Genomic DNA, 13,286 nt, shown 5'->3' on the forward strand with positions numbered 1-13,286 from the left:
GACGCATGCTTCAACCCGTTTCCTGCGCGCTGGCGCTGGCCTGCCTGCTGGCAGCCGGCCCGGCGCTGGCCGATGCCGCCGCGACAGCCGTACCCGCGGTCGCGCCGCCGTCCACCGGCAGCGATGCCGAGGCCAGCAACAACTTCAGCTTCGTCCGCTATCGCGCCGACTACCAGGTGCGCCCTGATGCTGGCAACGTACAGACTGAAACCTACGAGATCCTGCTCAAGACCAAGGCCGCGGTGGAGCAGTTCAGCCAGGTGCGGTTGAGCTACAGCGAGAAGATGGAAACGTTGGATGTGGTCAACGCCTACACGCTGACCGCCGACGGCCAGCGCCGCGAGGTGCCGGCCGATCGCATCTACACCCAGGAAAGCTATTCCAGCGCCTCGGCGGCGATGTATGCCGACCGCAAGGTGCGGGTGATCGTGTTCCCCAACCTGGCGCCGGGTACGCGGCTGTTCTACCAGGTGCGGCGGACCCAGCTGACGCCGTACTTCCCGGGCTACTTCGGCCTGTGGGAAACCTTCAATGTGTTCACCCAGTACGACGATGCCGAAGTGACCCTGAGCGCGCCGGCCAACCTGCCCATGCACGTGGACAGCCGCGGCGTGCAGGGCAGCGATCGCCCGGTGGTGAAGAACGGCCAGGCGACGTGGCGCTGGCGCTACCAGCGCCGCGAGCCGATGCAGGCGCAGAACTGGTCGGCGGCGGTGTGGGAGTTCGGGCCGAACATCATGGCCAGCACCTACCGCGACTGGGCGCAGATGGGTCGCGCCTATCAACTGAAGGCCGGTCCGGCCGCGCAGGTCACCCCGGAGATCCAGGCGCTGGCCGACGAAGTGACTGCCGGTATCAGTGACCGCCGCGCGCAGGCCGATGCGCTGTACCGCTGGGTCGCGCAGAACATCCGCTACGTGGCGGTGTACCTGGGCAATGGCGGCCTGGAGCCGAACAGTGCGCAGAGCATCCTCGACAACCACTACGGCGACTGCAAGGACCACGTAACGATTCTTGAGGCGCTGCTGGCGGCCAAGGGCATCACCAGCTCGCCGGTGCTGATCGGTGCAGGTGGCGGCCCAACGCTGCCGAAGATTCCGCTGCTGGGTCGCTTCAACCACGCCATCACCTATGTGCCCGAGTTCGATCTGTATCTGGACTCGACCAGTGCCTGGGCGCGCTTCGGCCAGCTGCCCGATGGCGATCTTGGCGCGCCGGTGCTGCACACCCGCGATGCCACCCTGGCACGCACGCCGGCCAATGATCCGCAGCGCAACGCGACGGTGATGGACGTACGCTTTACCTTCGACGCACAGGGCAATCTGCGTGGCGAGACGGTGCCGCAGCTGAGCGACAACGCCGAGATCGGCATGCGCGCACAGTTCGCCCAGCTCAATGCGCAGAACCGGGCGCGCGCTGAAGAATCGATCATGGCGGCGTCCGGTTTCGATGGCCGTGGCCAGCTGCAGCTGCAGGGTGTACCGGTCGACCTGACCCGGCCGTTCGGTTATCGCATGGCGTTCCAGGCCGAGGACTACGTGGACTTCGACGTGGCCGGCGGCATGGCCGTACCCGATCCGCCGGGTGGCGAATCGGTGCGTGGGTTGTATGCCAGTGCCTCGGCACCGGACAACGAGACGCCGTTCTACTGCAATGCCAGCCTGCGCGAGGAAACCTATCGCCTGCAGTTCCCGGCCAATGCCCCGATCATCGCGATTCCCGGCAGCCAGCGGTTTGCCAATGCGGCCGGCGAGTATCGGGTCGACTGGAGCCGGCAGGGCCAGGAAGTGACCGTGCACCACCGCCTGCAGCAGAACGCGGTGCGCGGCGCGGAGGCGCTGTGCCAGCCGCAGGACTATGCCGCCTTCCGCGCGCTGTTCCGCGAGGTGCGCCGCGGCTTCCGTGGCCAGGTGCTGTACGGCAGGCTGCCGGGCGCTGGCGGCTGAATCGCCGATCAGCGATCAGGGCGTCATAATGGCGTCCTGATCGCCCATTCATCTTTTGCCGGGCACACTGGCACCCAACTTTCCTGGCCGCGCGCCCACAGGATTCCTGCATGAACCTTCGCCTCCGTCGTTTCCTTGCCACCACCACCCTGGCCGTGGCCTGCGCCGCCGCCGGCAGCGCCTGGGCCGGCGCCCGTGATGACCTGAAGACCTTCACCACCGGCCTGAAGGGCCTGGATGGGCAGTTCAGCCAGCAGGTGTTCGACAGCCGCGGCAAGGTCAAGGAATCCACCAGCGGCCGCGTTGCCTTGTCGGCGCCGCGCCTGTTCCGCTGGGAATACGTGCGCCCGCATGAACAGCTGATCGTGGCCGACGGCAAGAAGGTGTGGATGTTCGAGCCGGACCTGGAACAGGCGACCGTGCGCGAGCAGGGCAAGGAAGAGCAGAACAGCCCGCTGACCGCGCTGATCAACCCGGCGCTACTGGAGCAGCAGTACGACGTAAGTGAAGAGGCCGCACAGCGCGATGGCCTGCAGTGGCTGTCGCTGTCGCCGAAGCGCGATACCGAAGCCAGCTTCCAGTACGCCGCACTCGGCTTCAATGCCCAGGGCCTGGCAAAAATGGAGATCACCGACGCCGTCGGTCAGCGCACCGTGATCAGCTTCAGCGGCTGGAAGCGCAACCCCAGCTTCGCCGCCAACACCTTCCGCTTCACCCCGCCGGCCGGCACCGACGTCATCGGCAATTGATGCGTGACGCCGGGCATGGCCCGGCGCTACCTGCTCTGGTGGGTGTCAACCTTCGCCCTTGGTGGGTGTCAACCTTGGTTGACACGCTTTTGATCTGCCGGCCAGCGGCCGGCACTACCGTTCATGGTCCGCCGGGCAGGGCCCGGCGCTACCGCCCCTGGTAGGTGCCAACCTTGGTTGGCACGCTCTCGCGGTACAATGAGCACGTGCCAAGACATCGCTCCACTTCATTCCCCGGTCCCGATCTGCTGAGTGTCGATCGGGAACACATGCGCCCGCTGGCCGAGCGCATGCGCCCCCGCACCCTGGACGAAATGGTCGGGCAGAAGCGTCTGCTCGCGCCGGAGAGCGCGCTGCGCCGCGCGGTTGAATCCGGGCGCGTGCATTCGATGATCCTGTGGGGGCCGCCGGGCTGCGGCAAGACCACGCTGGCGTTGCTGCTGGCTGAATACTCCGACGCCGAATTCCGTGCCATTTCCGCGGTGCTGTCCGGCCTGCCGGAGGTGCGCCAGGTGCTGGCCGAGGCGGCGCAGCGCTTCGCCGAAGGCCGTCGTACCGTGCTGTTCGTCGACGAAGTGCATCGCTTCAACAAGGCGCAGCAGGATGCGTTCCTGCCGCACATCGAGCGCGGCACCATCCTGTTCGTTGGCGCCACCACCGAGAACCCGTCGTTCGAGTTGAACTCGGCGCTGCTGTCGCGTTGCCGCGTGCACGTGCTGGAAGGCGTCTCGCCGACCGACATCGTTGAAGCGCTGGAACGTGCATTGGGCGATCGCGAGCGTGGCCTCGGCGAGGAACACATCGAGGTCGCGCCGGAACTGCTGCTGGAAATCGCCACCGCTGCCGATGGCGACGTGCGTCGTGCGTTGACCCTGCTGGAAATCGCCGCCGAACTGGCGGGCGGGGAGGGCGGTCGCATCACCCCGCAGACCCTCACCCAGGTGCTGGCCGACCGCACCCGCCGCTTCGACAAGGGCGGCGAGCAGTTCTACGACCAGATCTCGGCGCTGCACAAATCCGTGCGCAGCTCCAATCCAGACGCTGCGCTGTACTGGCTCACGCGCATGCTTGATGGCGGCTGTGATCCGTCGTATCTGGCACGTCGACTGACCCGTATGGCCATCGAAGACATCGGCCTGGCCGACCCGCGCGCGCAGAGCATGGCGCTGGAAGCGTGGGACATCTACGAGCGGCTGGGCAGCCCGGAAGGCGAGCTCGCCTTCGCCCAGCTGGTGCTGTACCTGGCCAGCACCGCCAAGTCGAATGCAGGCTATGCCGCCTTCAACCAGGCCAAGGCCGATGTGCGCGACAGCGGCACCGAAGAAGTGCCGCTGCACCTGCGCAATGCGCCGACCAAGCTGATGAAGGAGCTGGGCTACGGCGCCGAGTACCAGTACGACCACGACGCCGAGGGCGGCATCGCGCTGGACCAGACCGGCTTCCCCGATGCAATGGGCGAACGGGTGTACTACAACCCGGTGCCGCGCGGGCTGGAGATCAAGCTGAAGGAAAAGCTGGACCGGCTGCGCGCTGAGCGCGAGGCGGCGCGGGCGGCCAAGGGCGCATAGCCCGGTTCGCTTCATGCAAGGTTTCTCATTGCCCTGCCTGTACGCATTTGGCAGACTGCGCGGCCCTGTTTTTCAAGGAACGATGCCGTGCAGGAAATGATTCTGCCGTTGAAGCGCTATGCCCAGTTCGAGGGGCGTGCCAACCGCCGCGAGTACTGGATGTTCCAGTTGTTTCTGTTGCTGGCGGGAACTGCGGTGGGCTTGATCGCGCTGACGGTGGCGCTCGTCGCTGGCCTCGTCCTGGAAGCTGATTCCAGCTGGATGGCCGGAATCACGATCGGGGCACTGGCGCTGGTGGGTCTGCTCTGGCTGGCCACGATCGTGCCGCTTATCGCAGTGACTGTGCGCCGCCTGCATGACTGCGGCCAGTCCGGCTGGCTGTATCTGCTGGCCCTAGTGCCGGGTGGTGGCCTGGTGATCCTGATCTTTGCGCTGCTGCCAGGCACGCCGCAGCACAACCCGTACGGCCCTGTGCCTACTGGCCCCTGAGGTCGCCAACGTCGCCTCATGCAACGAAGCCGGCTCTGAGCCGGCTTCGTCGTTTCCGCGCTGCTGTCAGCGGTGCCGGACCGATTACTGCAGAACGCAGTCGCCCAACGCCAGGTAATCCGATCCCGAGCTGAACTGCAGCGTGCAGCTGGCGGTGAAGGAGACGCCTTCCTCCATCGCTGCGAGCTTGGCGTTCTGCTCGTCGTCGGAGGCGGTCAGGCGGGCCAATACCTGGCCATCTTCGTCGCCCGCCTCAAGGACCGGCTCGCCCTGCAGGTTGCTCGAAGCGCCCAGACTCACCGCCGTGAACTGCACGGTCTGGTTGAGCTCTTCCAGCCCGAGAGAGGAATAGCCAGCCTCTTCATAGGCCGAATACAGCCCGGCAAGGCTTGGCGCGGCGTGGCCGGCCAGCGGAGCGAGGAGGCCAACGGCAAGTGCGATCAGTACTTTGTGCTTCAAGGTGTTCTCACAATCATGGGATCCGATCCCATGGGGGTTGTGGAGCTGATGGGGGCCAGGCAGGCACCCGCGGAGGCGGGGCGATTCCTGCGCCCCGATGGCGGGAAAAGTAGATGAACACGGACTTCCGGCGCAAGCGCTGGCGCGCGCGTGATACACAGTGTGACGTCTGATCGATGTGATAATCATTCGCGTTTAAGGTAGACTGCGGTCCCTTGTGAACCGGTGGCCGTGTGCCGCTTTCGCCGTCACTGATGAAGTCTTCCGTCCTGCCACCGTGCCGTGGCCCGCTGGTATCCGGCCTGGCCGCCTTGATGATGGGCCTGCTCCTGGCTACCCCGTACGCATACGCGCAGCAACGCAATCCGCTGCAGAAGATGGGCCAGACCGTGCTCGATGAGCCGGCGGTCAGCTACCGCTTCGAGCGTTTCGTGATCGACAGCCCCGACCAGCAACGCCGCTGGCGGGTGAACGTCGCGATCCCGGCCAAGGCCTCGAAGACCCCAGCGCCGGTGCTGTACGCGCTGGACGGCAACGCCGTGGCAATGGTGCTGGACCAGCCGTTGCTGGCCGAGCTGGCCGCACGCAAGTCGCCGCCGGTGCTGGTGCTGATCGGCTACGACAACGACCTGCGCATCGATTCGGCCGCGCGCACCCGCGACTACACCGCGTGGATCGATCGCGCCGATGATGAAAGCGGCAAGACCCAGGCCGTCGGCGGCGGGGCGGCGGCGTTCCTGGACGTAATTGAGCGCCGCATCAAGCCTGAAGTAGAGCGCCGCGCCAACATCGATCACCAGCAGCAGGCGCTGTGGGGTCACTCGCTGGGCGGCCTGTTCGTGCTCAGCAGCCTGTACACCCGTCCGGCCGCCTTCCAGTACTACCTCAGCGCAAGCCCGTCGTTGTGGTGGAGCCAGGGCGCGCCGCTGGGCGACGTCGAACAGCAGTTCGTGCAGAACGCACACGGCCAGCCCGCGAAGGTGTGGCTGATGCTCGGCGGTGCCGAGCGCGTCGGCGACCGCGGCAAGCGCGACATGAGCAATCCGCGCGTGGTCGCGCATCTGCGCCGCATTGGTGGCGCCACCCCGGATGCGGCAATGCAGCTGTCCGAACGCCTGGGCAACGTGCCGGGGCTGAGCGTGCAGTACCGCGAGTTCCCCGGCCTCGGCCATGGCCCGATGCTGCCGGCGTCCTTCCACGCGGCGCTGCATGAACTGTATGGCGTGACCGATCGCAGTGCCGATGACGGCCAGCCAACCGGTGGTGACAACGCCGCCGAATGAATCCCTCGCACGGCAGTGCCGTGCGACCCCACTACCCAGGCGGACTGTCGACGTGCAGCGGCCAAGGCAACCGATGAATCCCGCGCCACCAGGCGCGGCCTACGTGTGCAAGGAGCCTTCCATGTCGTTCCGTCCGACTTTCCGTCTCACTTCCCTGGCTGCCGGCCTGCTGCTGGCAGTGACCGCCACCGCGCAGCCGGTGTTCGACCAGCCGGCCAGCGCCACCTTCAAGGGCCAGGTTGTCTCGCGCGGTGAGAACGTGGTTCCCGGCAGCACCGCCGACGTCACCGGCCGCGGCTTCGTGCCGGGCCAGCAGGTCAGCCTGCTGCGTGGCGATACCGTGCTCAACAGCCAGCCGGTGGTGGTCGATGCCGATGGCAACTTCAAGACCCAGCTGGCCATTCCGGGCGACGCGGTGCCGGGCACCCACCCGGTGGTAGTGCGCGCCAGCCAGCCCGCCGCCGCAACCGTGCTGAAGCTGCGCGTGTCGCCGCAGTTGCCGCTGTCCGGCCAGGCGAAGTTCGCCACCCAGTCCAACAAGCTGGTGCCGGGCCTGTACCAGTCGGCCTACAGCGCTGCCAGCAACGCAGTGTTCGTGACCTCGGCCGTCGGCCGCCCGCCGGTCACCCAGTCGCAGCTGCTGAAACTGGACCCGAAGTCGCTGAAGGTGACCAAGGCCATCACCCCGGCACAGGTGCCGGGCAGCACCAACGGCGCAGTGTTCGCGGTGTATGGCGTCGGTGTGGATGATGCCAATGGCAACGTGTGGGTCAGCAATACCCGCCAGGACACCGTGGCCGTCTATCGCCAGGCGGATCTGTCGCTGGTGCATCAGTTCCCGGTCGGCACCGTGCCGCACGCTCGCGACGTCGTGGTCGACAGCACGCACGGCAAGGTGTTCGCCTCGGCCACCGGCGAAGACCATCTGTCGGTATTCGATGCGAAGACGCTGAAGGCGCTGGAGCCGATCACCCTGGCCTCAGGCGTGGACGACGAGAAGTTCGTGCCGATGAGCCTGGTGCTGGATGAGCCCAGCGGCAAGCTGTTCACGGTCAGCATCGGTACGCCGGAAGCGGCGGTGATCGATGTGGCCAGCGGCAAGGTCGACAAGGTCATCGACCTGGGCAATTCGATCAGCGCCTCGGGCGTGGCCTTCGATGCCCAGCGCAACCGCCTCTACGTGGCCTCGCAGGGCACTGACAACCTGCTGATCGTCGACGTGGCCAGCGGCAAGGTCGTGCACGACGTGCCGGTCGGCGCCGGTGCACTGAACGTGGCCTTCGATGCCAAGAGCGGCCTTGCCTATGTCACCAACCGCGGCGCCGGTACGGTCACCGCCGTTGATCGTGATGGCAAGGTGGTCGGCAACCTTGATGGCGGCACCTTCCCCAACCACGTTCGCGCCGACGGCAAGGGCAATGTCTTCGCCGTGAACAAGTCGCGTGGCGCTGAAGATCCGAAGGGTGACCGCATCACCCGCATCAGCCTGCGCCAGCCGTAAGCCACAGGGCAGGGCGGCACCCCGTCGCCCTGCCAGCAAGGAGAACCTGCATGAACATCGCTTCCCGCCTGCGCCTGTGTGCGCTCCCGCTTGCCGTTTCGCTGGTGCTGGCCGCCTGTGGCGACAAGGCGCCGCCGTCTTCGGGCACCCCCGACAAGGCCGCGCCGACTGCCGCCGCCGCCGAGGCCGGGGCACTTCCCGCAGGCTGGCAGCGGGTGGCGGGCGATGATGTGCCGACCCTGCCGGGGCAGCAGGCAGTGCTGCCGAGCAAGGTGCAGTCCGATGATGGCGCCGATGTGGATGTGGCCGACACCAGCCGGATCATTGCCGGCGGTGACGACATCATCGCGGTGATCGAAGCGTTGGGGCTGGGCCAGCAGGTGTTTGCCGCGCCGACCAACACCACCACCCAGGCAGGCCTGGCCGCACCGCACCAGTTCCTGTTCAACCGCACCACCGGCGTGGAAGGCGTGCTGAGCCTGCAGGGCTCGCTGTTCATCGGCAACAGCCTGCGCCGTCACACCGAACTGGCAAAGAAGCTGCGCGAAGTGGGCGAGCCTGCGGTCGTGATCGATGACCTGCAGCCGGCACCGGACAAGGTGCGCAAGATTGCCGCCGTGCTCGGCGTGGCCGACGCAGGGCAGACCCTGGCCACGCTGGTGCAGCGCCAGCTGGACGAGGCGGCTGTGATCGGCAAGGGCCTGGGGCATGCGCCTCGGGTGATCCATGTCTCGGCAACGGGTGCCGGCGGTGCGCCGACCGTGGCCGGTGCCGACAGCGCGTCGGCCAAGCTGATCGCGCTGGCAGGCGGCATCAACATCGGCACCGAGGCCGGTGTGGCCAACTATTCGCGACTGAGCAACGAGGGCGTGGTTGCGGCGGCACCGGAGGTGATCCTGGTGACCGAGCATGACCTGCAGTTGTTCGGCGGCGCCGAGGGCCTGTGGAAGGCCTACCCGACGCTGAAGCAGACCCCGGCCGGACAGGCCAACCGGGTCTGGGTGATGCCGGATGCGCAGCTGAAGTACGCCAGCATCGGTTCCGGTGCGGGCGCGTTGGCTCTGGCCCAGGCGCTGGCGGCGCTGCCGAAGGCATGAGTCCTGCGGATCGACGCCGCCGTCGCGGGCGGACGATGTTGTTGATTGCGCTGGTCGCGCTGCTGGGTGCGGTGCTGGCGTCGTTCGCCGTTGGGCCGCTGCGGCTGCCGCCATTGGAAGTGATGCAGGCGCTGGCGGTGAAGCTGGGCCTGCTCGATCCGCAATCGGTCAGCAGTCGTGACCTGGCCGTGGTGTGGCAGCTGCGCATTCCGCGTGCGCTGCTGGGGGCCATGGTGGGCGCGGCGCTGGCGATGGCCGGCGCCAGTCTGCAGGGACTGTTCGGCAATCCGCTGGCCGATCCGGGCATCGTCGGTGTCAGCCAGGGCGCTGCGCTGGGCGCGGTGGCGGCGATCGTGCTCGGTGCCGCGGGTGCAGCCGGCTGGCTGGTGCCGGTGGCGGCATTCGGCGGCGGTGCCGCCGCGATCGGGCTGACCTACGCGCTGGCGCGGCCGGGCAAGGGCAGCGGCAATGCCACGCTGTTGCTGGTGGGCATTGCGATGGCCGCCTTCTGCTCGGCCCTGATCGGTTTCCTCACCTACATCGCCAACGAAAGCGAGCTGCAATCGCTGGTGTTCTGGCAGATGGGCTCGTTGGCGCGGGCCAACTGGGCTGATGTGGTGGCGGTGCTGCCGCTGTTCGCCATCGGCGCATTCGCGCTGCAGCGCCTGGCCACGCCGCTGGACATGCTGGCGCTGGGTGAGCGTCAGGCTCAGCACCTGGGGCTGGATGTGGCGCGTACGCGACGCCTGCTGGTGGCGTTCAGTGCGCTGCTGGTCGGTGCTGCGGTGGCGTTCGCCGGTTCGATCAGCTTTGTCGGCCTGGTGGTGCCGCACGTGGCACGTTTGCTGGTTGGTCCCGGCCATCGCTGGCTGCTGCCGTTGTCGGGGCTGTTGGGGGCGCTGCTGATCGTGGTGGCCGACACCGCTGCGCGCACATTGGACCCGCCTGCCGAGATTCCACTGGGCCTGTTCTCGGCCGCGCTGGGTGCGCCGTTCTTCCTGTGGCTGGTGCTGCAGCAGCGTCGCAAGGCAGTCGCATGAGCGCTTTTCTGCAATTGCGCGACGTGGTGGTGCGCCGCCAGCAGCGCGAGATCCTGCATGGCATCACCCTCGCATTCCAGCCCGGCACGGTGACGGCGCTGGTGGGGCCCAATGGCGCCGGCAAGTCCACCCTTCTCGGTGTGGCGGCCGGCGATCTGCGCGCCGACGGTGGCGACGTGCATCTGCACGGGCGCCCGCTGCGGGACTACAAGGCCGGGCCGCTGGCACGCGAACGTGCGGTGATGCCGCAGGAGCACGGCGTGCGCTTCGCCTTCAGCGTGGAAGAAGTCGTGGCGATGGGGCGCCTGCCGCATCCGCCGGATCCGCAGGTGGACGATGCGCAGGTGGAAAGCGCAATCGATGCTGCCGAACTGCAGGCGCTGCGCCTGCGCGAAGTGCAGCAGCTGTCGGGTGGTGAATCGGCGCGGACCACCTTCGCCCGTGTGCTGGCACAGGACACGCCGTTGCTGTTGCTGGATGAGCCCACGGCTGCGCTGGATCTGCGCCATCAGGAGCGCACCCTGCACAGCGTGCGTGCCTGCGCCGAAGCGGGCGCGTGCGTGATCGTGGTGCTGCATGACCTCAACCTGGCGGCCGGCTACTCCGATCGCATCGTGCTGCTGGAACAGGGCAGGGTGGCCGCTGACGGCGCGCCTTCGGAGGTGCTGACCGAGGCCAACCTGCAGCGCGTCTACCAGCAGGACGTGGTGGTGCTGCAGCATCCGCGCCGCGGTGTGCCGTTGGTGGTGGTTACCTGAGGCGAAGCGGGCACGCTAGGCTGTGCCGCGTATCATGTGCGGCTCGATTTTTTGCAAAGGAATGGCCTGATGACTCTCTCCCGCCCGCGTTGCGCCCTGTTTGTCGCCTTGATCGGCGTTGCCGGTGCTGCAAGTGCTGCTGCGACCACCAAGGTTTCGTTGATGACTGCATCCGAGCAGGCATCGCTGATTGAGACGCGGCATTCGACTGGCAAGGGAGCAGCGGTTTCATCCTTCACCACCGAATACTTCGGCAACGGCGAGATCGGCATGGCCTGGGAGGACAAGCGTGTCCTGCTGCTGTGCAAGAAGGCGGCGTACCTCAACCTGCCTGGCATGAAGCCCGAGGCCGGCACGCTGTCGATCGAGCAGCGGCAGATGGTGGCCTACGAGGCGATGATGGCTGGCTTCGGCGGCATTGCCGCGCTGGGCGCGGTCACTGGCGAGTCGGTCGAGGTTGCCGATGACGGCAGCGAGATGCGTCGCCCTGGCGAATCGACGTGGGCCTACGGCGTGGAGCGCTACGAGGTAGCCACCCAACGCATGCCGGACGGCGCCCTGCGCGTGCGCGTGCGCAAGCAGGCGACGGTCAACAACGCAAAGCCGTCCTCGCCGGACGACACCTTCAGCACCGATGAAGACCAGGCCGCGCGCCTGGCCGAACTGGCGCCCAACGACAGCTGGACCGAAGTGGTGATCCATGGAGGTGCGCGCAAGCCGCGCACCGACCCGGCAATGTCCCTGAAAGGCTGGGTGTCGACCGTTGAACAGCAGGCGGCAACCGTGGGCGATGCCCGCCGGCTGCACGACTGCAAGTAAGGGCGTTTGGGGAACTCAAGATATTCAGTCTTGAGGCGCGGTCCTGGCTGGGTTCATGGACGGAGCCGATGTGGAGCGTCAGCGGTACCTATGTTGTACTGCTGAATGCCCCGTACGTGTCGCTGGCCTGCTCGGGCCCAAGGCTATGATGTTGACGGCAGTGGCCGCACCTTTCTGCGAGGCGCGGCTAGTTGTAAAGGCGTGTCAGCCGCTCCTCTGTCATTCTGCGATGGCAATTGAGAACGTCAATTTTCTCAACGATCGTCAGGGACTCGTAACCTTTTCCATCAACATCGCTGCAGGTTCTCACCTTCTCGACAATCCACTCGCGCTGCGACCTTCGCATGCGCAGGCGCTGCTGTGTCGAGAGCGCCCTCCAGAAGGAGTTGAGGTCTCTATCCACGATGTAAAAATCGGCAGCGACCATTGCCAGACGACGCTCAAGGATGATGTCGCTGTCCGCTATCGTGATCGCAATGGTTGACAGTAGGACTTGTGGAAATTGCAGGCCAGACAGCTCGACAATGGTTGGCCTCCTTCCGTCAAATTCAACCCCAAATCTAAAATTGCCCCAGAAAATTCCCTTGTCGGTGAGTTGCGCGTGGCCGCGTGTCGTGACGTCCTTGGAGCGTTGATCCCTGCGTATCACATTCATGGTGTGATCCGGAATTTCAAACTCTATCGTGGCTTCACATTCGATGAGCGCAAAGGCGCTTTCTGACGCTTTGGTCTGGGTGACTCTGAGATCGATTGGAATCGAATCAACCAGTTCCTCCAGGTCGTCGGTTGATCTGCGGGGCGTTGAAAGTTGGGATAGCCCTTCTACATACATGCGATCCCGGGCTTCGGATCTTACTTTTTCCACTGCTTTCGCGATTACATCAGGCTGGTTGCAATGGAAGTTGTTTGGGTTCTCTCGGACAAATTCCGGTCCGGTGGTGAAGATGTGAATGAGATTGGTCGATGTCAGTATCAGGGCGAGGATATTCAAAGTCAGGCCGTTTGTTTCTCGGGATCGATCTTCGGGAGCTTGCGCAGGTGGCGTACGAAATCATTGGATGCGCCTGGTCGCCCAGGCAAGTGCTTGGAGCCTTGTGCGCAGACCCAGATCTGCATCTACTCGACAAACGCGTGGTGGCACGGATCTTTGCGCTGTTGCGACGTCCAAGCGAGTGGTCCGCAGGCAGGCTTTGCGGCGGGGCTTTAGCGACATCCTTGCGACGAGGACTTGTCTGGCCAAGCCAGACCTCACCAAGTAAGCGGCGGCGAAACGGCATGAGTCGCCATGTGCCATGGGGTGAGATTGCCAGTAACCGGCAGCTGGACCGAAGTGCTGATTCATGGCGGGCCGCGCAAGCCGCACACCGACCCGGCAATGTCCCTGAAGGGCTGGGTGTCGACCGTAGAGCAGCATGCGGCGACCGTGGGTGATGCTCGCCGGCTGCACGACTGCAAGTAAGGCGCCTGTTGGCCTGCGTAGCAGCCACCCATGGGGTGGCTCTACCTTGGGGCTCATCGTTCCATATACGTGTGCAATATTCACTTGCGCGCCAGATTGGCAGGTCTAGAATGCGCCC

At 66.0% G+C, this 13,286-nt stretch carries 13 protein-coding genes; 11 read left to right on the forward strand and 2 right to left on the reverse strand.

All coding sequences use genetic code 11. The features are described from left to right. Positions 1-5 precede the first annotated feature (5 nt). The 4 genes from QP457_RS10690 (at position 6) to QP457_RS10705 (ending at position 4,752) form a co-directional block, all read left to right on the forward strand. Positions 6-1,946, forward strand: a complete 1,941-nt coding sequence (locus tag QP457_RS10690; RefSeq protein ID WP_205404056.1) for a DUF3857 domain-containing protein — start codon at positions 6-8, stop codon at positions 1,944-1,946. A gap of 110 nt (positions 1,947-2,056) precedes the next feature. Further along, complete coding sequence (gene lolA, locus QP457_RS10695; RefSeq protein WP_100552505.1) at positions 2,057-2,695, forward strand: outer membrane lipoprotein chaperone LolA; 639 nt, start codon at positions 2,057-2,059, stop codon at positions 2,693-2,695. A gap of 269 nt (positions 2,696-2,964) precedes the next feature. Continuing rightward, complete coding sequence (locus QP457_RS10700) at positions 2,965-4,263, forward strand: replication-associated recombination protein A (RefSeq protein WP_223880159.1); 1,299 nt, start codon at positions 2,965-2,967, stop codon at positions 4,261-4,263. Between the two features lie 87 nt (positions 4,264-4,350). After that, on the forward strand, positions 4,351-4,752 hold the full coding sequence (locus tag QP457_RS10705; RefSeq protein WP_205404057.1) for a DUF805 domain-containing protein: 402 nt from the start codon (positions 4,351-4,353) through the stop codon (positions 4,750-4,752). Positions 4,753-4,836: 84 nt separating this feature from the next. Here QP457_RS10705 and QP457_RS10710 read toward each other — a convergent pair whose 3' ends face one another. Then, positions 4,837-5,211 carry a hypothetical protein gene (locus tag QP457_RS10710; protein WP_180167029.1) on the reverse strand — a complete coding sequence of 125 codons (375 nt, stop codon included), beginning with the start codon at positions 5,209-5,211 and terminating at the stop codon, positions 4,837-4,839. A gap of 254 nt (positions 5,212-5,465) precedes the next feature. Here QP457_RS10710 and QP457_RS10715 point away from each other — a divergent pair, with 254 nt between their 5' ends. The 6 genes from QP457_RS10715 to QP457_RS10740 all read left to right on the forward strand — a co-directional run bounded on the left by QP457_RS10715 (position 5,466) and on the right by QP457_RS10740 (position 11,709). Beyond that, complete coding sequence (locus tag QP457_RS10715; protein WP_205404058.1) at positions 5,466-6,494, forward strand: alpha/beta hydrolase-fold protein; 1,029 nt, start codon at positions 5,466-5,468, stop codon at positions 6,492-6,494. Between the two features lie 121 nt (positions 6,495-6,615). Then, entirely contained in the window at positions 6,616-7,995 is a 1,380-nt protein-coding gene (locus QP457_RS10720; protein WP_205404059.1) for an ATP-binding protein, read from the forward strand. Between the two features lie 50 nt (positions 7,996-8,045). Continuing rightward, the gene (locus QP457_RS10725; RefSeq protein ID WP_205404060.1) at positions 8,046-9,092 is read left to right on the forward strand and encodes an ABC transporter substrate-binding protein; all 1,047 of its coding nucleotides are present in this window, start codon (positions 8,046-8,048) and stop codon (positions 9,090-9,092) included. Further along, positions 9,089-10,132, forward strand: a complete 1,044-nt coding sequence (locus QP457_RS10730) for an iron ABC transporter permease (protein WP_205404061.1) — start codon at positions 9,089-9,091, stop codon at positions 10,130-10,132. The genes QP457_RS10725 and QP457_RS10730 overlap by 4 nt, the downstream gene beginning before the upstream one ends. Further along, complete coding sequence (locus QP457_RS10735; protein ID WP_205404062.1) at positions 10,129-10,890, forward strand: heme ABC transporter ATP-binding protein; 762 nt, start codon at positions 10,129-10,131, stop codon at positions 10,888-10,890. Before QP457_RS10730 ends, QP457_RS10735 begins: the two co-directional genes overlap by 4 nt. A 69-nt stretch (positions 10,891-10,959) precedes the next feature. Beyond that, entirely contained in the window at positions 10,960-11,709 is a 750-nt protein-coding gene (locus QP457_RS10740; RefSeq protein WP_205404063.1) for a hypothetical protein, read from the forward strand. Positions 11,710-11,896: 187 nt separating this feature from the next. Here the strand turns inward: QP457_RS10740 and QP457_RS10745 are convergent, their stop codons facing one another. Further along, a complete protein-coding gene (locus tag QP457_RS10745; RefSeq protein ID WP_205404064.1) occupies positions 11,897-12,700 on the reverse strand; it encodes a lysozyme inhibitor LprI family protein in 804 nt (267 codons plus the stop codon). A 306-nt stretch (positions 12,701-13,006) separates the two neighbouring features. On the opposite strand from QP457_RS10745, the gene QP457_RS10750 reads away from it, so the two are divergent. Next, the gene (locus tag QP457_RS10750) at positions 13,007-13,168 is read left to right on the forward strand and encodes a hypothetical protein (protein ID WP_205404422.1); all 162 of its coding nucleotides are present in this window, start codon (positions 13,007-13,009) and stop codon (positions 13,166-13,168) included. Positions 13,169-13,286 lie beyond the last annotated feature (118 nt).

This window comes from Stenotrophomonas sp. As-7 (genome assembly GCF_030291015.1).
GTDB classification, from domain to species: domain Bacteria; phylum Pseudomonadota; class Gammaproteobacteria; order Xanthomonadales; family Xanthomonadaceae; genus Stenotrophomonas; species Stenotrophomonas lactitubi.

Coding starts and splice junctions, on each gene's coding strand:
- QP457_RS10690 (WP_205404056.1), top strand. CDS start 6: ATGCTTCAACCCGTTTCCTGCGCGCTGGCGCTGGCCTGCCTGCTGGCA.
- lolA (WP_100552505.1), top strand. CDS start 2,057: ATGAACCTTCGCCTCCGTCGTTTCCTTGCCACCACCACCCTGGCCGTG.
- QP457_RS10700 (WP_223880159.1), top strand. CDS start 2,965: ATGCGCCCGCTGGCCGAGCGCATGCGCCCCCGCACCCTGGACGAAATG.
- QP457_RS10715 (WP_205404058.1), top strand. CDS start 5,466: ATGAAGTCTTCCGTCCTGCCACCGTGCCGTGGCCCGCTGGTATCCGGC.
- QP457_RS10720 (WP_205404059.1), top strand. CDS start 6,616: ATGTCGTTCCGTCCGACTTTCCGTCTCACTTCCCTGGCTGCCGGCCTG.
- QP457_RS10725 (WP_205404060.1), top strand. CDS start 8,046: ATGAACATCGCTTCCCGCCTGCGCCTGTGTGCGCTCCCGCTTGCCGTT.
- QP457_RS10730 (WP_205404061.1), top strand. CDS start 9,089: ATGAGTCCTGCGGATCGACGCCGCCGTCGCGGGCGGACGATGTTGTTG.
- QP457_RS10735 (WP_205404062.1), top strand. CDS start 10,129: ATGAGCGCTTTTCTGCAATTGCGCGACGTGGTGGTGCGCCGCCAGCAG.
- QP457_RS10740 (WP_205404063.1), top strand. CDS start 10,960: ATGACTCTCTCCCGCCCGCGTTGCGCCCTGTTTGTCGCCTTGATCGGC.